Below are 20,369 nucleotides of genomic sequence, written 5' to 3'. Positions count from 1 at the left end.
CCTCAACAAAAGACACCAAAAACTGGCATCCAAAAACAACCCACCCCTAAACGGGAAAAAGAGGCAGGCCAAAAAACAACAAACAAAAACCACCAAACACACTATTGAGTTCTCAAACAACACGCCCGAGTCTCGACTTTCGACCCTCTTGAGGGCAACCCTGCCAGCTTAAACTATCTAGGCTAGCGAGTCAAGACTCTGTGCTCCGCGTTTCCGCGGCGACTCGATTAGATTAGAACTTGCACTCTTTCGAAGTCAAATCCGCTGCTCAGCGCCCTGCGGGCGTTTCACACTCGGACGACACCTAGCTTACCCGTTCGATCTCCGCACCCAAACCGACGAGATTTTCCACGAACTTCGGATAGCCGCGGTCGATGTGAAACACGTCGTGCACCTCGGTGTCACCGTCGGCGACCAGACCCGCCAACACGAGGCCGGCGCCGGCGCGGATATCCGAGGACCACACGGGCGCGCTGGAAAGCTGCGGAATCCCCCGCACCACCGCATGGTGACCGTCGGTGCGGGCGTCAGCCCCGAGCCGGATCATCTCCTCGACGAAACGGAAGCGGGCCTCGAACACGTTCTCGGTGATCATCGACGTCCCGTCGGCCACCGCGGCCAGGCCGATCGCCATCGGCTGGAGATCGGTGGGAAATCCCGGGAATGGCAGCGTCGCGACGTTGACCGCCTTCGGTCGCTCGTACTGCACCACCCGGAACCCGTCGTCGCTCTGCGTCACGGTGGCTCCGGCGTCGTGGAGCTTGTGGAGCACCAGCTGCAGATGGGCGGGATCCACACCTGTGACCGAGATGTCCCCGCGCGTCATCGCCGCGGCTATCCCCCACGTCGCGGCGACGATCCGGTCCCCGATCACGCGGTGCTCGGTCGGATACAGCCGGTCGACACCGGTGATCGTCAGCGTCGACGATCCGGCACCGGTGATCTGGGCGCCCATCTGGGTGAGCATCGTGCACAGGTCGGCGACGTCGGGTTCGCGGGCGGCGTTGTGGATCGTCGTGACCCCTTCGGCCAGCACCGCCGCCATCAGGATGTTCTCTGTCGCGCCGACCGACGGGAACTCCAGCTGGATCTCGGCGCCGCGAAGATGATCCGCCTCGGCGACGACGCATCCGTGCTCGATGTTGCAGCGGGCCCCGAGCTGACGCAGGCCTGCCTGGTGCATGTCCAGGGGCCGGGACCCGATCGCGTCACCGCCGGGAAGCGCGACCTTCGCCTTCTTGCATCTGCCGACCAGTGGTCCCAGCACGCACACCGAGGCGCGGAATTGACGGACCGCGGCGAAGTCGGCGTCGTACTTGAGTTCATCGGGCGAGGTGATCCGGACGACGTCGCCGTCGAGTTCGACCGTTGCCCCGAGTCCACGGAGTACCTCGGCCATCAACGGGACGTCCAGGATGTCGGGACAGTTGGTGATGGTGCTGGTGCCCTCTGTGAGCAGCGCCGCGGCCATCAGCTTCAACACGCTGTTCTTGGCGCCCCCGACGGCCACTTCGCCCGATAACCGGCAACCGCCGGTCACCACGAAACGCTCGCTCACGCCGGTCAGTGTAAACAGCGCGATGGGCCATGTCAGGCTGCCGAGCCCCGACCGAAGAGCACATCCCGGTACCGTTTTGGCCATGGGAGTGCACCTGACGAGGATCTATACACGCACCGGCGACGACGGCACCACCGGGCTCAGCGACTTCAGCCGGGTCCCGAAGAACGACGCACGGTTGTCGGCCTACGCCGACTGTGACGAGGCCAACGCCGCGATCGGGGTCGCGGTCGCGATGGGCAAGCCCGACGAGCGGATTCTCGCGGTGCTACGACAGATTCAGAACGACCTTTTCGACGCGGGCGCCGACCTGTCGACTCCGCTGGTGGAGAACCCCGAGTACCCCCCGCTGCGCATCCAGCAGAGCTACATCGACCGGCTGGAGAAATGGTGTGACGAGTTCAACGAGTCACTGCCGGCACTCAACTCGTTCATCCTGCCCGGCGGTACGCCGCTGTCGGCGTTGCTCCACGTCGCCCGCACCGTGACCCGCCGCGCCGAGCGGTCGGCGTGGCATGCCGTCGACAGCCACGGGGACTCGGTCAGCGTGCTGCCCGCCAAGTATCTGAACAGGCTCTCCGATCTGCTGTTCATCCTGTCGCGAGCGGCCAACCCTGACGGCGACGTGCTGTGGCAACCGGGTGGAGAGCGTCAGTAGGACCTGCGACGCGCCCGCGGCGACGGCCGTGACTCCAACCAGGAGGTGAATGCCGTCAGCGCGCCGCGGTCCAGCGCGATCTCATAACCGTGACCGCGCTCGGGACTGGTGTCGCGCAACTCGAGGACGACGATCTCGTCGGTCATGATGTCGAACTCGTCGCCGCGCGGCGACCGCCGCGAGACGATCTCGAGCCCGCGCCGGCTCAGCGTCCTGTCCGGCCACCACCGCAGGCTGGACAGACGGTAGAAGCCGGCCTCGCCGCCGCGGTACCGCATCACCCCGTGCCGCCAGCCCTGGCCGCCGACCGCGGGAAAATCACGCAGGATGGCGGCGGTGCCGCCCACCTGGCGCAGTTTCCACAGCCGGTACGTCAGCGCGACGACGACGACCAGGAGCACACCGACGAGCGCGACCATGAACAGCATGGACGCGCTCACCGGCGGTCAGTCCAGTTGGCCGAGGGCGCGCAGACGCGCGCGACCCCACGCCGCGGTCCGCTCGTCGTCGGACTGGGAGTCCTGCTTGGCCGAGTCGGCGTTGATCTCCGACTCGAACTCCGCATTCTCGACGAGGATCCGGACGGCCTCCTCGGTGACCGACAGGAATCCCCCGTCGACGGCGATCCGAAGGTCGTCCTCGCCCTCGCGCTCGACGCGCACCATTGCGTCGTCGACCAGCTGCGCGACCAGCGGGATGTGCCGCGGCAGGATGCCGATCTCACCTGCGGTGGTGCGGGTGAACACGAAAGTCGCGTCACCGGACCACAGCTCGCGCTCCACGGCGACGATCTCGACGTGCAGTTCGGCCATGTCACACCACCTCTCGGCTCAAGGAGACCGGCTCAGCCCATCGGTTCTCCGCGCAAGCGCTCATCACAACTTGGCGCCGAGGCTCTCGGCCTTCTTCGCCAGATCGTCGAGACCGCCGATGAGGAAGAACGCCTGCTCGGGCAGGTGGTCGAAGTCGCCCTTGGTCAGCTTGTCGAAGGCCTCGATGGTCTCCTTCAGCGGCACCGTCGAGCCCGGCTGGCCCGTGAACTGCTCGGCCGCCATCATGTTCTGGCTCAGGAAGCGCTCGATGCGGCGGGCCCGGTTCACCAACTGCTTGTCCTCTTCGGACAGCTCGTCGATACCGAGGATCGCGATGATGTCCTGAAGGTCCTTGTAGCGCTGCAGGATCCGGATGACTTCCTGGGCGACGCGGTAGTGCTCGTCACCAACGACCGCCGGGTCCAGGATCGTCGAGCTCGACGCCAGCGGATCCACCGCGGGGAAGATGCCCTTCGAGAACACCGAACGGGAGAGCTCGGTGGTCGCGTCGAGGTGGGCGAACGTGGTGGCCGGCGCCGGGTCGGTGTAGTCGTCGGCGGGCACGTACACGGCCTGCATCGAGGTGATGGAGCGGCCACGGGTCGACGTGATGCGCTCCTGCAGCTCACCCATCTCGTCGGCCAGGGTCGGCTGGTATCCCACCGCGGACGGCATACGGCCGAGCAGCGTGGAGACCTCGGAACCGGCCTGGGTGAACCGGAAGATGTTGTCGATGAACAGCAGCACGTCCTGGCCCTGCTCGTCGCGGAAGAACTCCGCCATCGTCAGGGCCGACAGCGCGACGCGCATACGGGTGCCCGGCGGCTCGTCCATCTGACCGAACACCAGGGCGGTGTCCTTGAGCACGTTGGCGTCCTCGAGTTCGACCCAGAGGTCGTTGCCCTCGCGGGTGCGCTCACCCACACCGGCGAACACCGAGGTACCACCGAAGTTGCGGGCGATACGGTTGATCATCTCCTGGATGAGCACCGTCTTGCCCACACCGGCACCGCCGAACAGGGCGATCTTGCCGCCACGCACGTACGGGGTGAGCAGGTCGACGACCTTCAGGCCGGTCTCCAGCATCTCGGTGCGGGGCTCCAGGTCCGCGAAGGCCGGGGGCTTGCGGTGGATCGACCAGTGCTCGAAGTCCTTGCCGTAGCCCGGCTCGTCGAGGCAGTCGCCGAGGGCGTTGAACACGTGGCCCTTGACGCCGTCACCGACCGGCACCGAGATCGAGGAACCGGTGTCGGTGACCTCGACACCGCGGACCAGACCGTCGGTGGGCTGCATCGAGATGGTGCGCACCAGGTTGTCCCCGAGGTGCTGCGCGACCTCCAGTGTCAGCGTCTTCGACAACTCCTTGTAGGAGATGTCAGCGTGCAGCGCGTTGAACAGTTCGGGTACGGAGCCGCGCGGGAACTCCACGTCGACCACGGGGCCGGTGATCCGAACGACGCGGCCGGCAGTCTTTTCGGCGGTAGCTGTCATTTTCTCTTCGCTTCCTGAAAGGGGCTTGCTTCTCAGTCTATTTCGCGTCAGCCAGCGCGTTCGCGCCGCCGACGATCTCGCTGATTTCCTGGGTGATCTGCGCTTGGCGCTCGCGGTTGGCCGCCAGGGTCAACGCCTTGATCAGATCGTCGGCGTTGTCGGTGGCCGACTTCATGGCGCGCCGGCGCGAGGCCGACTCGGAGGCGGCGGCCTCGAGCAGCGCCGCGTACACGCGGGTCGCGACATAGCGCGGCAACAGTGCGTCGAACAACGTCTCGGGGTCCGGCTCGAACGAGAACAGCGTCTGCGGGCCGTCGTCGGGAGTGTCGTCGCCGACATACTCCACCACCATCGGTGCGATGCGCCGGGCCACCGCGGTCTGCGAGAGCATCGACTTGAACTCGGTGAAGACGATGTGCAGTTCGTCCACACCGAGGATGCCGTCGGCTCCCGCGTCGTCACCCTCGTCGTCGGCACCGGACATGAACGACGTCACCAGGGTGTCGGCGATCTCGCGGGCGTTCTCGTACGTCGGGCGCTCGGAGAAGCCGGTCCAGGACTCGACCACCTCACGTTGGCGGAAGCTGAAGTAACCCAACGCCTTCCGGCCGACGGTGTACAGCACCGGATCCTTGCCCTCGTCGCGCAGCAGCGCGAACAACTCTTCGGACTGCCGCAGCACGTTGGCGTTGTACGCCCCGCACAGACCGCGGTCCGAGGACACCACCAGCACCGCGGCGCGCCGCGGATTCTCCCGGGCGACGAGCAGCGGGTGATCGAGCGCGCTCGCGCTCGCCAGCTCGGTGAGCATGCTGGTGATCTCGGTCGAGTAGGGCCGAGCCGCCTCGACTCGGGCCTGCGCCTTGGCGATCCGCGACGTGGCGATCAGTTCCTGGGCCTTGGTGATCTTCTTGATCGACCCGGCGGAACGGATGCGCCCGCGCAGTTCGCGCAGTGTGGCTGCCATGTGTGGTCGCCTCTATCTACTTCTTGGGGGCCGGCTTGCGGACCTTGACCGATTCCTTCTCGACGTCTTCCTCGTCCATGGCCTCGGCCTGCGCCTCGTTGACCACGACCGAGCTGCCGTCGGAGGCGGAGAAGCCCTTCTTGAACTCGTTGATGACGTTCGCCAGCTTCTCCTCGGTCTCCTCGGAGAGCTTCTTGGTCTCGCGGATCTCCTTGAGGATGTCGTCGTGCGACGCCTTCACATGCTCGAGGAGTTCCTGCTCGAAGCGCGCCACATCCTCGACCGGGACGGAGTCCAGGTGTCCCTTGGTACCGAGGAAGATCGCGACGACCTGATCCTCGACCGAGTACGGCGTGTACTGCGGCTGCTTGAGCAGTTCGACCAGCCGGGCACCGCGGTCCAGCTGAGCCTTCGACGCGGCGTCCAGGTCCGACGCGAACGCGGCGAACGCCTCCAGCTCGCGGTACTGGGACAGCTCCAGACGCAGCGAACCGGCCACCTCTTTCATGGCCTTGATCTGCGCCGCGCCACCGACTCGGGACACCGACACACCCACGTTGATGGCCGGTCGCACACCCTGGTTGAACAGGTCGGACTCCAGGAAGCACTGACCGTCGGTGATCGAGATGACGTTGGTCGGGATGTAGGCCGAGATGTCGTTGGCCTTGGTCTCGATGATCGGCAGGCCGGTCATCGATCCGCCACCGAGCTCGTCGGACAGCTTCGCGCAACGTTCCAGCAGCCGTGAGTGCAGGTAGAAGACGTCACCCGGGTACGCCTCGCGGCCCGGCGGACGACGCAGCAGCAGCGAGATCGCGCGGTAGGCCTCGGCCTGCTTGGTCAGGTCGTCGAAGACGATCAGCACGTGCTTGCCGTCGTACATCCAGTGCTGGCCGATGGCCGACCCGGTGTAGGGCGCGAGCCACTTGAAGCCGGCGGCGTCGGAGGCGGGCGCCGCGACGATGGTGGTGTACTCCATCGCGCCACCCTCTTCGAGGGCCCGCTTCACCGACGCGATCGTGGTGCCCTTCTGACCGACCGCGACGTAGACGCAGCGCACCTGCTGCTTCGGGTCACCGGTCTCCCAGGCCTGACGCTGGTTGAGGATGGTGTCGACGCAGACCGCGGTCTTGCCGGTCTTGCGGTCGCCGATGATCAGCTGGCGCTGGCCACGGCCGATCGGGGTCTGGCTGTCGATCGCCTTGATACCGGTCTGCAGCGGCTCGGACACGCCCTGGCGCTGAACCACCGACGGCGCCTGCAGCTCCAGTGCGCGACGGGTGTCGGACTCGATGTCGCCCTGACCGTCGATCGGCTGACCGAGCGGGTTGACCACGCGGCCCAGGAACGCGTCACCGACCGGCACCGAGAGCACCTCGCCGGTGCGCTTGACCTGCTGGCCCTCTTCGATCTTCTCGAAGTCACCCAGGATCACGGCGCCGACGCTGTGCTCGTCGAGGTTGAGCGCGACGCCGAGGACGCCGCCCGGGAACTCCAGCAGCTCCTGCGTCATCACCGAGGGCAGACCCTCGACGTGGGCGATGCCGTCGCCGGCGTCGACCACGATGCCGATCTCTTCGCGGTCGGACTCGGCGGTGAAGGAGGAGACGTAGTCCTCGATCGCGCCTTCGATGTCAGAAGCCGAGATTGTCAACTCTGCCATGGCTTTTCGTTCCTGCCTTTGTGTTGGTTACTGCTCGAGTTCTGGGGCGGTCAGTCCGGAAGCCCGGTGCGGGCCGCGGCCAACCGCGATGAGATGGAACCGTCGATGACCTCGTCACCGACCGTGATCAGGAGCCCGCCGAGGACCTCGGGGTCGACGTCGAGCTGAACCGACATCGGCCGTCCGTAGATCCGGCTCAGCACCTCGGTCAGCCGGGTGCGCTGCGCGTCGGCGAGATCGGCTGCCGCCGTGACGTGGGCGACGGCTTCACCGCGCCGGGCCACCGCGAGCTCCGCCAGGTCGTTGACCGCGGCGTCGGCGACCTCGCCGCGCAGCAGTTCGACGGTCTGCGTCAGCAGCGCCTTGACCGTGTCGTTCACGCCGCCACTGCGGTCGAGGACCTTGTTCAGCAGCTCCACACGCTTGTCGGCAGGCACCGTGGTGTCGGCCAGCAGCCTGCTCAGCTGGGACTGCGAGTCGAGCACGCGGCCGAACCGGAACAGCTGGTCCTCGACCTCCTCGCTCTGGCCGTCGCGCTCCGCACGGACCAGCAGGGCCAGCCGGGCTACATGCTCCACTGCGTCGATCAGGTTCGCCTCGTCCGACCAGCGTTGCGACGCCGCCGTCTTCAGCAGATCCAGCGTCGCGCCGTCGACCTTGCCGTCGAACAGCCGCTCGACCAACCGGACCTTGGCCGCGGAATCGTCGGTGGGCTCGGCGAGGTGCTTGTTGAGCGCCGGCTCGGCGAGCAGCAGCTTGGCCACCGAAGACAGTTCGTCGGCCAGCGTGGTGAGGGCGCCGGCGTCGGCGCCCTGCGCGCTCGACTCGAACTTCCTGACCAGTTCGGCCAGCGCCTCGCGGCTGGCGGCGCGCAGATTCAGCGACGCACCGGCCTCCAGCACCGCCGGCGACGGAGCCATCGCGTCCAGCTCGTCGAGGAAGCGGTCCACCGTCGAGGACTGCGCGGCCGGATCGGCCACGTAGTTGCGGACGATCTCGGTGGCCTTCTGCACCGATTCCTCGCCGAGGCCGGTGCGGAGCTGCCGGATGAGCTGCTGGCGCATCAGCTGAACCTGCTGCGCGCCTTGGGATTTGATCCGCTCGGCCTCGAACTCGGCCTGTTCGGCAAGCTGGGCGGCGATCCGCTCCGAATCCTGCCGGGCTTCCTCGGTGACCTTCTCCCCCGCCGCCTTCGCATCTTCGACCGCCTTGGCGTGCATCGCGTCCGCGTCGGCGAGCTTCTTGCTCGCCTCGGCGCTTTCGGCGAGGGCGGCCCGCACAGCCTCCTGCTGGCGCTGCATCAGCCCCTTCACCGGCGGCACGACCCACTTGACGATGATGAACACGATGACGGCGAAGCCGATCAGCTGTCCGATGAAGATCGACATCTAACGACTCCCACCTGAATTCACGTCGACGCCCAGGATCCGGCTGGCCAGCGTCGCGGACAGACCGTCGACGGAGGACTGCAGATCCGACCGGGCAGCCGAACCCTGTTGCGACAACTGCTCGTCCGCGGACCGCAGCGTCTCGGCGACCTCGCCACTGGCTGCCGACCGCTTCTCGTCGACCACCTGGCGACCCGAGACGCGGGCCTCGTCGCGGATCGAGGAGGCCTGGCTGCGGGCGTCGGCCATTGTCTTGTCGTAGTCCGCCTGCGCCGCCGCGACCTGTTCGGCCGACTTGCGGTTGTCGGCTGCGGTCTTGGCCAGCATCGCCTCCCGCTCGGCAAGAACCTTGCTGATCGGCGGCACAACCCATTTCGTGATCACGCCGAGCACGATCAGGAAGATGAGCAGCACGGCGAAGAAGGTGCCGTTGGGGATCAGGAAGTTACTGGTCCCTCCGCCTTCTTCGGCGGCGACGAGAGATGTGGTGAGTTCGCCCATGCCGGTGGATTACTGCAGGCCCGGAGTGGCGAAGACGAACAGCGCCATGAAGGCCAGGTTGATGAAGTAGGCCGCCTCGACCAGACCAACCGTGATGAAGAACGGCGTGAAAAGCCGGCCCTGCGCCTCAGGCTGGCGGGCGATACCGGCGATCAGTGCGTTACCGGCGATACCGTCACCGATACCGGCACCGATCGCGCCGCCGCCCATGATCAGACCGCCGCCGATCAGCGCACCAGCGGTGATGATGGCGTTGGGGTCGATTTCCATTCTCTTATCCTCCTTGGTAACTGGGGGCGGTGCCGCCAGAGTTCGTGATCGTTGCTCGTAGGGACTTAGCGGTGGGAAAGCTCAGTGCTCTCAGTGGTCTTCGTGGTCCAACTCCATCGACTGGCTGAAGTACAGGATCGTCAGCAGCGAGAAGATGAACGCCTGGATCAGGCCGACGAACAGGTCGAAGGTCTTCCAGACGGCGTTCGGCAACCACTGGATGTACCAGGGGAACATCGCGATCAGCGCCACCAGGATGCCGCCGGCGAAGATGTTGCCGAAAAGTCGGAGGGCCAGCGAGATCGGCTTGGCGAGCTCCTCGACGATGTTGATCGGCGCGAGGAACGCGACGTGACCCTTGACCACCTTGACAGGGTGCCCGACCACACCGCGGCGCCAGATGCCGGCGGCGTGGTAGCAGATGAACACGAACAGGGCCAGGGCCAGCACGAAGTTGATGTCCGAGGCCGGCGCCTTGTACAGCTCGGCCGCCGCACCGTCGGCGCCGCCGTACTGCAGGGGCAACACCGCGAGCCAGTTCGACACCAGGATGAACACGAAGATCGTGACGGCCAGCGGCAGCACGAACGGCGCCACCTTCATGCCGATCGCGCTCTCGATCTGCTGGCGCATCTGGATGGTCAGCGCCTCCCAGAACAGCTGCACACCGCTGGGCACACCCGTGGCGGTGACCTTCGACTTCAGGTAGAACGCCAGCGCGATGACGATCAACGCAGAGATGGCGGTCGCGATGATCGTGTCGCCGTTGAAGGTCATGCCGAACAGTTCGAACACCAGGACGTGGTGCCCGACGTGAATGGCGGCGCCACCTTCCTCAGCGGCGAGGATGGATTCGGTCATGCTTCCCGTCTTTTCCCGTTCAACTCAGACCAGCCTGTTCATGTAGGTCAGATCAATCCTTCGAATCCGTGTCGAGCACGTTGAGCCCGTCGCTTCGGATCTTCTTGAGCACCGGGATGCTCGTGCTCATCACGAGCAGCGCCTGGAAGATCGCGAGTCCGAAGAGCACTGCGAGGCCGCCGCGTTCCCGGAACACGAACGCGACGGTCAGGGCGATCGCGGTGATGACCAGCAGACGTGTCGCCGAGTTCACCGCCATCTTCTTCTTAAGAGGGTGTTCCTCGGCGGTGATGGACTCCACGGCCCGGCGTACCAGCAGGGCGTTGACCAGCCCCAGGCCCAGCCCGAGGCCGAAGAACGTACCGAAGAAGATGTTGCCGGTCAGCCCCGACGCCAGCAGAGCGACCGCGGTCAGTGCGATGCACACGACCAGGAGGCGCACAGGCCTGAAAGCAACGGACGGGAACACCAACGGCGCATCTTGCGCTGGCGTCGTCACTGCTTCACCTCAATCCGGCGGTCGTCGAGCATCGGCGGGGTCTTCCCGAGGATCCTGTGCGTGGCGCCCGTAGCGTATCGGAGGGCGTCGGGCGCGCTGGAATCACCCAAGGGGTTGCTCCCTGTTTCGGTCGAAATGTTGTCGTGCGCCAGCCCGGCCGATGCTCTGATCGATGCCATCGAACCGCCCGGAGGCCGGCAACCCGCGAGGTCTTTTCGGGTTCTCATCGAACCCTAACACATGGTGAGGGCCTAAAAAGAGGGCCTACTACTTTTCGTCGTACACCTCGTCCGGGGCGGCACTTCGGCGCCCCAGCAACGGGATCAGGGTCACCACGATCGCGACCACGACCGCACCCGCCATCACGGCGCCGGTGTGCCGCGGGTCGAAGAAGATCGTGCTGGCCGCGCCCAGCGCGGCGATACCGACCCACAGGTAGATCAGCAGGACCACGCGGCGGTGTGAGTGGCCGATCTCCAGCAGGCGATGGTGCAGGTGCATCTTGTCGGGGCTGAACGGGCTCAAACCCTTCCGCGTCCGGCGGATGATGGCCAGCAGCATGTCCAGCGCCGGCACGAAGACCACCGCCACCACCAGCAGGAACGGTGACAGCAGCGCGAAAACGTCGCGGGCCCCGTACGCGGTCTGGGAGATCGGGCCTGCGGCGGTGGTCGAGGCAGCAGCGAGCATCAGGCCGATCAGCATCGAGCCGGAGTCGCCCATGAAGATCCGCGCCTTGTGGAAGTTGTGCGGCAGGAAGCCCAGGCAGGCGCCGGCCAGCACGACGGAGATGACCGCGGGCGGATAGAAGAGCACGTCGCCACCGTGGTCGCGGAGCAGTCCGACCGAGAACATGCAGATGGCCAACGCGGTGATCAGCCCGAGACCGGCAGCCAGCCCGTCGAGGCCGTCGACGAAGTTCATCGCGTTGACCAGGGCGACGGTGAACGCGAGCGTCAGCAGAATGGACGCGACCTGGTCGAGCACGATGGTGCCGACCCCGCCGATCGGGATGTACAGCACGCTCCAGGCCACGCCCATCGTCACGAGCACGCTCGCGGCGGTGATCTGGCCGGCGAACTTCGTCAGCGCGTCGAGTCCCCAGCGGTCGTCGATGAGCCCGACGACCATGATGAGTCCGCCGGCGACCACGACCGCCGGCATCCCGGACGAGTACACGAAACCGCGGGTCAGCGCCGGCAGTTGCGACGCCAGCAGGACGGCCGCGACGACGCCGAGGTACATCGCCATGCCGCCCATCCGGGGAACCGGCTGCAGGTGGACGTCCCGTTCCCGCGGGTAGGCCACCGCTCCCCACCGCGTCGCGAGCACACGCACCCACCCGGTCGCCAGATAGGTGATGATCGCCGCGGTCAGACCGACCAGTGCGAGTTCCCGCAGCGGGACGCCCGCGCCGCGGTCGGAGAGCGCCAAGAGGCTCTCCCCCGCCTGCGCAACGGTCTCGGTCGCTGAACCCACGGAACTCCAGATCAATCCGGCGGGGCGGTCAGGGTCGCGGCTTCCACGCCCAGCACTTCTGCGATGGCCTCCAGTGTCACCGGCCCCTCCCGCAGCACGCGCGGGTGCGCGCCGGTGAGGTCCACGATGGTCGACGCCGCCTGCTGTTCGGCGGGGCCGCCGTCGAGGTAGACCTCGACGAGGTCCCCGAGTTGCTCGCGCGCCTGCGCCGCGGTGACGGCGGCCGGGCGTCCCGAGATGTTGGCGCTGGACACCGCCATCGGGCCGACCTCGCGCAGCAGTTCGATCGCGACCGGGTGCAGCGGCATCCGCAGCATCACGGTGCCGTTGGCGTCGCCGAGGTCCCACTGCAGCGACGGCGCCTGGTGCACCACCAGGCTGAGCGCACCCGGCCAGAACGCGCGGATGAGCTCCTTGGCGCTGTTGGGCACCGAATACACCAGTCCCTGGATGGTGTGCCAGGAGCCGACGAGCACCGGGACGGGCATGTTCCGGCCGCGCCCCTTGGCCGCCAAAAGCGCCGCCACCGCCTCACCGTCGAAGGCGTCGGCGCCGATGCCGTACACGGTGTCGGTCGGCATGACCACCAGACGCCCGCCCTTGAGCGCGCTGATCGCCGACGCGATGCCCGTCTCCCGCTGTGCCGGATCGGTGCAGTCGAACATCACTTCGCTCATGCGCGATCCGCCTCCGCTTCTCGCTCGGTCACGTTGGTCAGCCTCTCACCCGGCTCGCACCGCGGTCACGAAACGGGGCCTGCCCGTGAGGTCGTGTCGCGCCGTGACGTCGACGAACGCACCGGAGCCGGTGAACGCCGCCACGGTCGGACCGGAGGTGGTGTCGTCGTGCTCGATCGCGCACCGCCCTCCGGGCCGCAACAGGCGCGCGGCCACGCCGACGATGCGGTGGATCACCGACATCCCGTCCGCGCCGCCGAACAGTGCATGTTCCGGATCATGCTGTGCCACTTCCGGTTCCAGCTCAGCCCCGGCCGGAATGTAGGGCGGGTTGGCCACCAGCAGGTCGACCCCGCCGTCGAACTCGCTGAGCACACCCTCGGCGGTCACGTCGGCGCGCGTCACCGTCACCGCCGTGCCGGCCGCATTGCGGCGCGCGTAGGCCAGCGCGGCCTCGGAGTCCTCGACGGCGACCACCTCGGCGGCCGGGAAGCCGAAAGACAGCGCCAGCGCCAGCGCACCGGATCCGGTGCACAGGTCGACGATCCGTGGATCATCCGGAAGCTGTTGCGCAAGAGCCCATTCCAGAAGGGACTCGGTTTCGGGCCGGGGAATGAACACGCCGGGCCCGACGTGGACGGTGACGGGCCCGAACGCCGCGACGCCGGTGAGGTGTTGCAGCGGCACGCGTTCGGCACGCCGGGCCACGAGTTCACCGAAGCGGGCGGCGAACGCCTCGTCGGGAGCCGTGAACGCAACGCGGCCCCGCTCGGTTCCGGCGACATGGGCAGCCAGCAGTTCGGCGTCGACCCGCGGGGACCCGACGCCGGCCGTGGCCAGCACCGCGGCGGCGTCGTCGATCATCTGACGCATGGTCACCGGCCGGTCGGCTACGTTCACGTGCTCTGCAACCGGGCTTGCTTGTCGGCGGCGGCGAGAGCGTCGAACAACGGGTCGAGGTCACCGTCGAGCACCTGGTCGAGGTTGTGCGCCTTGTAGTTGATCCGGTGATCGGCGATCCGGTTCTCCGGATAGTTGTAGGTGCGGATCCGCTCGCTGCGGTCGACCGTGCGGATCTGGCTGGCGCGGTCGGCCGATGCGTCGGCCTGCGCCTGTTCCTCGGCCAGCGCCTGCAGCCGCGCCGCCAGCACCTGCATGGCGCGCGCCTTGTTCTGCAGCTGTGACCGCTCGTTCTGACAGGTCACCACGATTCCGGTGGGCAGGTGCGTGATGCGCACCGCCGAGTCGGTGGTGTTGACGCCCTGACCGCCCTTGCCCGACGAGCGGTACACGTCGATGCGCAGGTCGTTCTCGTCGATCTGGACCTGTTCGACTTCCTCGGGCTCGGGGTAGACCAGGACGCCGGCGGCGGACGTGTGCACCCGCCCCTGCGACTCCGTGACCGGCACCCGCTGCACGCGGTGCACACCACCTTCGAACTTCAACCGCGACCACACCCCGTCGGCGGAGTCGCCCTTACTGGCGATCGACAGCGTGGCGTCCTTGTAACCGCCCAGGTCGGAGGTCGTCTCCCCCAGCATCGTGACGGTCCAGCCGTGCCGCTCGGCATAGCGGATGTACATCCGGGCCAGGTCCGCGGCGAACAACGCGGACTCCTCGCCACCTTCGCCGGACTTGACCTCCAGCACGATGTCGTCGGCGTCATGCGGGTCGCGCGGCGCCAGCAGATCGGTCAGCTGGGTGTCCAGGTCGGCCACTTTGGCGCTGAGTTCGTCGACCTCGGCCGCGAACGACGCGTCGTCGACCGCGAGTTCGCGCGCCGCCTCCAGATCGCCGCGGGCTGCTTCGAGCTTGCGGTACGTCGCGACGATCGGCGACACCTGCGCGAACCGCCGCCCCACCTTGCGGGCGGCGGATGCGTCACCGTGCAGTTCGGGGTCGGAGAGGCGCTGCTCCAGTTCGGCGTATTCGGCGAGGATCGCCTCGATCGCCGGCGCGGTCTCGGTCATCTCGCCTCCTCGACAACTGGTCGTTTTTTCACCCGGTGCGCGAAACGGCGCCCGGCCCTGCGCGTACTGCTGCAGAGCGGGCGCCGAACCGAGGCGCTACTTGGTGCGCTTGCCGTAACGCTTCTCGAAGCGCGCGACGCGGCCGCCGCTGTCGAGGATCTTCTGCTTGCCGGTGTAGAACGGGTGGCACTGCGAGCAGACCTCGACGGTGATCTGGCCGCTCTGCTTGGTGCTGCGGGTGGTGAAGCTCGCACCACAGCCACACAGCACGGTGGTCTCGACATAGTCAGGATGAATGCCTGATTTCATGGTTTCCTCTTCGATCGTGGCCCCGGGTCGCCCTCCCGTCCTGGGAGGCTGCGGCGTGAACCGGAACCGAGGTGTCGGCGGTCCACCCGGCCGGAGGCCGGCAGACTGGCACTTATTATGCCAGGGCAACCGCCAGCAGCCTAAACGCGCATTCGGCACCCGCTATTCCTGGTCGGAAACGATGCGGTAGCCGTTGCCGTCACGCCTCCACAACGTGCGGCCCGCCGGCTCGACGCCCATCGCGATGAGTTCGCGTTTCAGCACCTTGTTGGTCGCGGTACTCGGTAGGTCGTCGGCGATCCACACGTGGCGTGGCCACGCTTTCGGCGACAGATCGGGCTGGGCCTGCAGGAAGCGGGCGAACTCGTCGGGAGTCAGCGTCGCGTCGTCCTGCAGCACGATCGCGGCCATGACCTGGTCGCCGACGAACTCGTCGGGCACCGGGTACACCGCCACCAGGCTGATCGCGGGCTGGCGGATCACGATCCGTTCGATCGGCGCCGAGGTCATGTTCTCGCCGTCGACCCGCATCCAGTCCGCGGTGCGGCCGGCGAGGTAGATCCAGCCGTCGGCGTCCCGATAGGCCAGATCGCCGGACCAGAACATGCCGTGCCGCATCCGGTCGTCGGTGGCGTCCGGGTCGTTGTAGTAGCCCGCGAACATTCCGGCGCCCTGGGTGTTGACGAGCTCCCCGATCGCGTCGTCGGCGTTGACCAGCGCACCGTGCTCGTCGAACTCGGCCACCGCGCACTCGGCGAGCGTCTCGGAGTTGTAGACGGCCACGCCCGGGAATCCCTTGCCGATCGAACCCGGCGGGCAGCCTTCCTCGCGAGTCACCGTCACCGCATTCTCGGTGGACCCGAACCCATCCCACACCTCACACCCGAAGCGGCGGGAGAACTCGGCGATGTCGCGGTCGGTGGCCTCGTTGCCGAAAGCGACCCGCAGCGGGTTGTCGACGTCGTCGGGCCGCTCGGGGGCGGCCAGGATGTAGGCCAGCGGCTTGCCGACGTAGTTCATGTAGGTGGCGCCGTAACGGCGGATGTCGTCGACGAAGCGCGACGCGCTGAACTGGGCGGGCGCCATCGCCGCGCCCGAGTTGATCGCGACCGCCCAGCCGGCGAGCACCGCGTTGCTGTGGAACAACGGCATCGACAGGTAACACACGTCGTCGGAGGTCAGCTGGTAGCGGCCGACGAGCGCCGCGCCGGCCAGCACCACCATCGCGTGCATCATCTTCACGGCTTTCGGGTCGCCGCTGGTGCCGGAGGTGAAGATGAGCATGAAGGTGTCGGTCGCGGCGACCTCCCGGTGCGGCGTCAGCGGCCCGGCCTGGGCGGTGAGTTCCTTCCAGTCCGGCGTGCCCACTTCGAGCACCCGCACGCCGGTCAGGTCGAGACCCTCGAGCAGATCCCGGTGGCCGCTGTCGGTGATCAGGTACTGGCAGTCGGCACGGCGGACGTCGCGGACGAGCGCGTCGCCGCGACGGGTGTTGTTGATGCCGCACAGCACGTAGCCCCCGAGCCCGGCCGCGGCCATGGCGGTGAGCATGTCCGGGGTGTTTCCGAGTAACGCCCCGACGTGCAGGGGCCGGTCAGGGTCTGCCGCGCCGATCAGCGCGGCCGCCTGCATGGCGGCGTCGTCGAGGTGTTCGCGCCAGCTCCAGGTACGACCCTCGTACTTGACCGCGATGGCATCACTGTCCGCGAGTTCCCGCAGCACCTGCTGCACCGTCTCGGCCAATCCGGCCCACCCTCCACGCCGATGAACAGATTCAGATAGTTGTCTACTCTCTGACCGGGCGAAGCGTACCTCAGCCATCGCGGCCGGTTCATCTGCGAAGATATGTCGATGAGCGGCAGCGCCGTAGCGAATCCAGCGCCGAACTCCGGCGCCGGGGCCGAGTCCAGGACCGTCCGGGACCGTTTGATCGACGCCGCCGAACAGTGCCTGACCGCCAAGGGGATCCGCGCCACCACCGTTTCCGAGGTCGCCGAGGTGGCCGGCGTCAGCCGCGGGTGGCTCTACCGCCACTTCCCGGACAAGAGCGAACTCCTCGGGGCCGCGATCGTGCGTCTGAACGACGCGTTCTGGACCGAGTCGCGTGCCCGCCTCGACGCACTGACCGGACTCGACGAGCAGATCGCCGCGGGTGTGGAACTGGCGCGCAAGGAGTCCGAGACGCCGGGGGCGCTCGTCCTCAAGCTCCGCCAGGAGGAGCCGGAGGCGTTCACCGCCTGCGTCGGCCTCGGCGTCCGCGGGCTGATCCCCGAGATCGCCGCATTCTGGGTGCCCTACGTCGCGTCGGCGGTCGAGCGCGGCGAGATCCATCCAGCCACGAACTGCGAGGAGGCCGCGGAATGGATCGCCCGGATCATGATGAGCCTGGCCACCGTTCCCGGCGAGCAGTGCGACGTCGACGATCGTCAGTCGGTGCTGCGCCACGCTCGGCGCTATATCGTCGCGGCCCTTCGTAGCGATCCGGGCGTCACCTGAGCCGGCGAAGTCCCACCTCACGCGTCTCGCGGCCCGTCATCAACAGCAGCAACGCGCTGATCGGCGCCGACACCTCGCGGCCGTCGCCCACGGCGAAGTCGGCGTCGGTGGCGACGAGGCGGACACCGGCCAGTCGCTTGCGGGCGTGGAACGGAAAACCGGCGGTCCACACGCGTTCGGCCGCCGCGACCGCGGCGTCGGCGGGCATCGGGCGTTCGATGCCCAGCGGAATGCAGATGTCCTGTGCGTGGACCAGCACATCGGTCAGCGGCTCAAGTTCGGTCGTCCCCGGGGGATGTCGCCGGCTACCGACAACCGCGCGCAGATCCGCCGCGATCTGGGCCGGTGACCTCGTGTCGGTGACGGCCATCCGGTTCACGACGGCGTTGAGGCGAAACCCGCTGCGGGCCGCCTCCAGCAGCATGCGGGGCTTTCCGAGCGTCGAATGGGTCAGGTGGGCGGCGACATCACGGACGGTCCAGCCGGCACACAGGGACGGCGTGTCCCAGAGCGCCGGGTCGCGGGCGTCGATCGCGTCGATGAGGTCGGCGACCTCCTGACGCTGGGTGTCGATGTGGCGCCAGACGGTGTTGCGGTCCACGGTCACCCCCGGAGCGTGATTAGTCAGGTTCGCTGACGAATATAGTCAGTGATCCGTACTAAAGTCAACGCATGGATTCGCAGCCGGGCACCGCGGTGCTGATGTACATCGCGCACCGCGAAGTGGAGCGCAGGGTGATGGAGGCGCTGGCGAGGTCCGGAGCCGACGACGTGACGATCGCGCAGTCGCGGCTGATGCAACGGCTCGACCCCGCCGGGATGCGGTTGACGGATCTGGCCGAACAGGCGCGGGTGACCAAGCAGACGGCGGGTGCACTGGTCGACCAACTGGAGCGGGCCGGCTATGTCACGCGCCGGCCGGACGCCGCCGACGCGAGGGCACGCCTGGTCACGCTCACCGACAAGGGTGCCGAGATGTGCCGGCGCGCGGGGGCCGAGGTGGACCGCGTCGAGCGGGAATGGCGAAAACACCTGGGCGACGCCGCTTTCGATGGGATGCGCGCGGCGCTTCTGTCGTTGCGCGAGATCACCGACCCGTACCGGTGAGTCCGGTGCGGCCGGTCGCGCGGGGCACGATCGGCCACACCGTCTCACTCAGTCGTTGTCGGCGCCGCCGGGTGTGTTCTTCGACACCTGGACCAGGAACTCGTAATTGTTCTTGGTCTTGCGCAGCTGGCTCATCAGCAGGTCGATGGCCTGGTGCGGATCGAGCCCGGACAGCACGCGGCGCAGCTTGTGCACGATGGCGAATTCGTCGGGTGAGAGCAGCAACTCGTCCTTGCGGGTGCCCGACGGGTTGACGTCGACCGCCGGGAACACCCGGCGCTCGGCGATCTTGCGGTCGAGCTTGAGTTCGGCGTTGCCGGTGCCCTTGAACTCCTCGAAGATCACCGTGTCACCGGTCGAGCCGGTCTCGACCATGGCGGTCGCGATGATGGTCAGCGAGCCGCCCTCTTCGATGTTGCGCGCCGCGCCGAGGAAGCGCTTCGGCGGATACAGCGCGGTCGAGTCGACACCACCGGACAGGATGCGGCCCGAGGCCGGGGACGCGTTGTTGTAGGCGCGGCCGAGCCGGGTGATCGAGTCGAGCAGCACCACGACGTCCTTGCCCTGCTCGACGAGCCGCTTGGCCCGTTCGATGGCGAGCTCGGCGGCCTGCGTGTGGTCTGACGGCGGCCGGTCGAAGGTGGAGGCGATGACCTCACCCTTCACCGAGCGCTGCATGTCGGTGACCTCTTCGGGCCGTTCGTCGACGAGCACGACCATCAGATGGCACTCGGGGTTGTTGCGGGTGATCGCGTTGGCGATGTCCTGCATGATCGTGGTCTTGCCGGCCTTGGGCGGCGACACGATCAGGGCGCGCTGCCCCTTGCCGATCGGCATGATCAGGTCGATCACGCGCGTGGTCAGCTTGTCGGAGCTCGTCTCCAGACGCAGCCGCTGGTTCGGGTACAGCGGGGTGAGTTTGGTGAACTCGGGCCGCTTCTTGGCGTCCTCGACGGGCTTGCCGTTGACGGTGTCGAGCCGGACCAGCGGGTTGAACTTCTGCCGCGGGTTCTGGTTCCCGGACTCGCCTTCCTTGGGCACCCGCACCGCGCCGGTCACCGCGTCGCCGCGGCGCAGGCCGTTCTTGCGGACCATGTTCATCGAGACGTACACGTCGTTCGGACCGGCGAGGTATCCGGACGTGCGGACGAATGCGTAGTTGTCGAGCACGTCGAGGATGCCCGCGACGGGCTGCACGACGTCGTCTTCGCGCAGCTCGGTGTCGCGGTCGCCGCCACCACCGTCGCCGCCGCGCTCGCGCCGCCTGCGATCACGGAACCGGCGGCCACGCCGGCCCTGGCGGCCGTCGCCGTCGTCGTCGTTGTCGGCGGAACGGCCGCGATTCTGGCCGCCCTGCTGGTCACCGCTGTCGGAGCGGGTGTCCGAATCGGAATCGGCCCTGGTGTCGGCCTTCGAGGACTGGCCGCGGTCCTTGCCGTCCCGGTTGTCCCGGCCGCCCTGCTGATCCTGCTGGGCGGTCTTGCGGCCCTCGGCCTGGCCCGGCTCGGACTGCGGGGTGTCGGACTTGTCCTCGGCCCTGTTCTGATCCTTGGCCTGGTCACCGGCGGTCGCGCCGCCCTGTTCCCTCGAGGCTCCACGGCGCTCCCGGCGCCGGGTCTGCGGCTGCGCTTCGGCGGCCTGCTCGGGCGCGGGCTGCTGCGGG

At 67.6% G+C, this 20,369-nt stretch carries 22 protein-coding genes; 3 read left to right on the top strand and 19 right to left on the bottom strand.

Annotation, left to right across the window (positions count from 1 at the left end):
* Positions 1-304: 304 nt before the first annotated feature.
* A complete protein-coding gene (gene murA / locus ASJ79_RS28410) occupies positions 305-1,558 on the bottom strand; it encodes a UDP-N-acetylglucosamine 1-carboxyvinyltransferase (protein ID WP_067962566.1) in 1,254 nt (417 codons plus the stop codon).
* 82 nt (positions 1,559-1,640) lie between these two features.
* Between murA and ASJ79_RS28405 the strand changes: the two genes are divergently transcribed.
* Positions 1,641-2,216 carry a cob(I)yrinic acid a,c-diamide adenosyltransferase gene (locus ASJ79_RS28405; RefSeq protein WP_067962563.1) on the top strand — a complete coding sequence of 192 codons (576 nt, stop codon included), beginning with the start codon at positions 1,641-1,643 and terminating at the stop codon, positions 2,214-2,216.
* Here ASJ79_RS28405 and ASJ79_RS28400 read toward each other — a convergent pair.
* The 16 genes from ASJ79_RS28400 to fadD1 form a co-directional block, all read right to left on the bottom strand.
* Positions 2,210-2,656 carry a DUF2550 domain-containing protein gene (locus tag ASJ79_RS28400; RefSeq protein WP_197420415.1) on the bottom strand — a complete coding sequence of 149 codons (447 nt, stop codon included), beginning with the start codon at positions 2,654-2,656 and terminating at the stop codon, positions 2,210-2,212. The two genes, ASJ79_RS28405 and ASJ79_RS28400, sit on opposite strands and share 7 nt — an antisense overlap.
* A 6-nt stretch (positions 2,657-2,662) precedes the next feature.
* Positions 2,663-3,028 (bottom strand): F0F1 ATP synthase subunit epsilon, encoded by a 366-nt coding sequence (locus tag ASJ79_RS28395; protein WP_067962560.1) that lies wholly within the window; start codon positions 3,026-3,028, stop codon positions 2,663-2,665.
* A 63-nt stretch (positions 3,029-3,091) separates the two neighbouring features.
* Positions 3,092-4,519, bottom strand: coding sequence for a F0F1 ATP synthase subunit beta (atpD, locus tag ASJ79_RS28390; RefSeq protein WP_067962557.1), 1,428 nt, complete (start codon positions 4,517-4,519; stop codon positions 3,092-3,094).
* Between the two features lie 37 nt (positions 4,520-4,556).
* A complete protein-coding gene (locus tag ASJ79_RS28385) occupies positions 4,557-5,486 on the bottom strand; it encodes a F0F1 ATP synthase subunit gamma (protein ID WP_067962555.1) in 930 nt (309 codons plus the stop codon).
* A gap of 16 nt (positions 5,487-5,502) precedes the next feature.
* Positions 5,503-7,149 (bottom strand): F0F1 ATP synthase subunit alpha, encoded by a 1,647-nt coding sequence (gene atpA / locus ASJ79_RS28380; protein WP_067962552.1) that lies wholly within the window; start codon positions 7,147-7,149, stop codon positions 5,503-5,505.
* 50 nt (positions 7,150-7,199) lie between these two features.
* Entirely contained in the window at positions 7,200-8,537 is a 1,338-nt protein-coding gene (locus ASJ79_RS28375) for a F0F1 ATP synthase subunit B/delta (protein WP_067962550.1), read from the bottom strand.
* A complete protein-coding gene (locus ASJ79_RS28370) occupies positions 8,538-9,038 on the bottom strand; it encodes a F0F1 ATP synthase subunit B (RefSeq protein WP_067962549.1) in 501 nt (166 codons plus the stop codon). It abuts the gene before it with no gap.
* 9 nt (positions 9,039-9,047) lie between these two features.
* Positions 9,048-9,302 carry a F0F1 ATP synthase subunit C gene (locus ASJ79_RS28365; protein ID WP_197420417.1) on the bottom strand — a complete coding sequence of 85 codons (255 nt, stop codon included), beginning with the start codon at positions 9,300-9,302 and terminating at the stop codon, positions 9,048-9,050.
* Positions 9,303-9,398: 96 nt separating this feature from the next.
* Positions 9,399-10,169 carry a F0F1 ATP synthase subunit A gene (atpB, locus tag ASJ79_RS28360; protein WP_067962548.1) on the bottom strand — a complete coding sequence of 257 codons (771 nt, stop codon included), beginning with the start codon at positions 10,167-10,169 and terminating at the stop codon, positions 9,399-9,401.
* A 52-nt stretch (positions 10,170-10,221) separates the two neighbouring features.
* On the bottom strand, positions 10,222-10,668 hold the full coding sequence (locus tag ASJ79_RS28355; protein ID WP_067962547.1) for an ATP synthase subunit I: 447 nt from the start codon (positions 10,666-10,668) through the stop codon (positions 10,222-10,224).
* A 267-nt stretch (positions 10,669-10,935) separates the two neighbouring features.
* Positions 10,936-12,147, bottom strand: coding sequence for a glycosyltransferase family 4 protein (locus tag ASJ79_RS28345; RefSeq protein ID WP_067962537.1), 1,212 nt, complete (start codon positions 12,145-12,147; stop codon positions 10,936-10,938).
* A gap of 11 nt (positions 12,148-12,158) precedes the next feature.
* Positions 12,159-12,824, bottom strand: coding sequence for an L-threonylcarbamoyladenylate synthase (locus tag ASJ79_RS28340; RefSeq protein ID WP_067962535.1), 666 nt, complete (start codon positions 12,822-12,824; stop codon positions 12,159-12,161).
* 45 nt (positions 12,825-12,869) lie between these two features.
* Positions 12,870-13,697: a peptide chain release factor N(5)-glutamine methyltransferase gene (gene prmC / locus ASJ79_RS28335; protein ID WP_197420416.1), complete on the bottom strand. Its 828-nt coding sequence runs from the start codon at positions 13,695-13,697 to the stop codon at positions 12,870-12,872.
* A gap of 23 nt (positions 13,698-13,720) precedes the next feature.
* Positions 13,721-14,794, bottom strand: coding sequence for a peptide chain release factor 1 (gene prfA, locus ASJ79_RS28330; RefSeq protein ID WP_067962531.1), 1,074 nt, complete (start codon positions 14,792-14,794; stop codon positions 13,721-13,723).
* A 96-nt stretch (positions 14,795-14,890) separates the two neighbouring features.
* Positions 14,891-15,103: a 50S ribosomal protein L31 gene (gene rpmE, locus ASJ79_RS28325; protein WP_067962527.1), complete on the bottom strand. Its 213-nt coding sequence runs from the start codon at positions 15,101-15,103 to the stop codon at positions 14,891-14,893.
* A 162-nt stretch (positions 15,104-15,265) separates the two neighbouring features.
* Positions 15,266-16,846: a fatty-acid--CoA ligase FadD1 gene (fadD1, locus tag ASJ79_RS28320; RefSeq protein WP_067962525.1), complete on the bottom strand. Its 1,581-nt coding sequence runs from the start codon at positions 16,844-16,846 to the stop codon at positions 15,266-15,268.
* Positions 16,847-16,948: 102 nt separating this feature from the next.
* Between fadD1 and ASJ79_RS28315 the strand changes: the two genes are divergently transcribed.
* Entirely contained in the window at positions 16,949-17,599 is a 651-nt protein-coding gene (locus ASJ79_RS28315; protein ID WP_067962522.1) for a TetR/AcrR family transcriptional regulator, read from the top strand.
* Here the strand turns inward: ASJ79_RS28315 and ASJ79_RS28310 are convergent.
* Complete coding sequence (locus ASJ79_RS28310; protein WP_067962568.1) at positions 17,592-18,200, bottom strand: maleylpyruvate isomerase family mycothiol-dependent enzyme; 609 nt, start codon at positions 18,198-18,200, stop codon at positions 17,592-17,594. The genes ASJ79_RS28315 and ASJ79_RS28310 overlap by 8 nt on opposite strands.
* Positions 18,201-18,271: 71 nt before the next feature.
* Here ASJ79_RS28310 and ASJ79_RS28305 point away from each other — a divergent pair, with 71 nt between their 5' ends.
* Positions 18,272-18,706 (top strand): MarR family winged helix-turn-helix transcriptional regulator, encoded by a 435-nt coding sequence (locus ASJ79_RS28305; RefSeq protein ID WP_067962519.1) that lies wholly within the window; start codon positions 18,272-18,274, stop codon positions 18,704-18,706.
* Between the two features lie 48 nt (positions 18,707-18,754).
* On the opposite strand, the gene rho is transcribed toward ASJ79_RS28305, so the two are convergent.
* Positions 18,755-20,369 (bottom strand): transcription termination factor Rho (gene rho, locus ASJ79_RS28300; protein ID WP_067962512.1); only part of this gene is annotated, 1,615 nt, incomplete at its 5' end.

The sequence above is a fragment of the Mycobacterium sp. NAZ190054 genome, from assembly GCF_001545925.1.
GTDB lineage: Bacteria > Actinomycetota > Actinomycetes > Mycobacteriales > Mycobacteriaceae > Mycobacterium.
The sequence above is the reverse complement of the archived record's forward strand: the minus strand, read 5'-3'. Positions and strand labels throughout refer to the sequence as shown.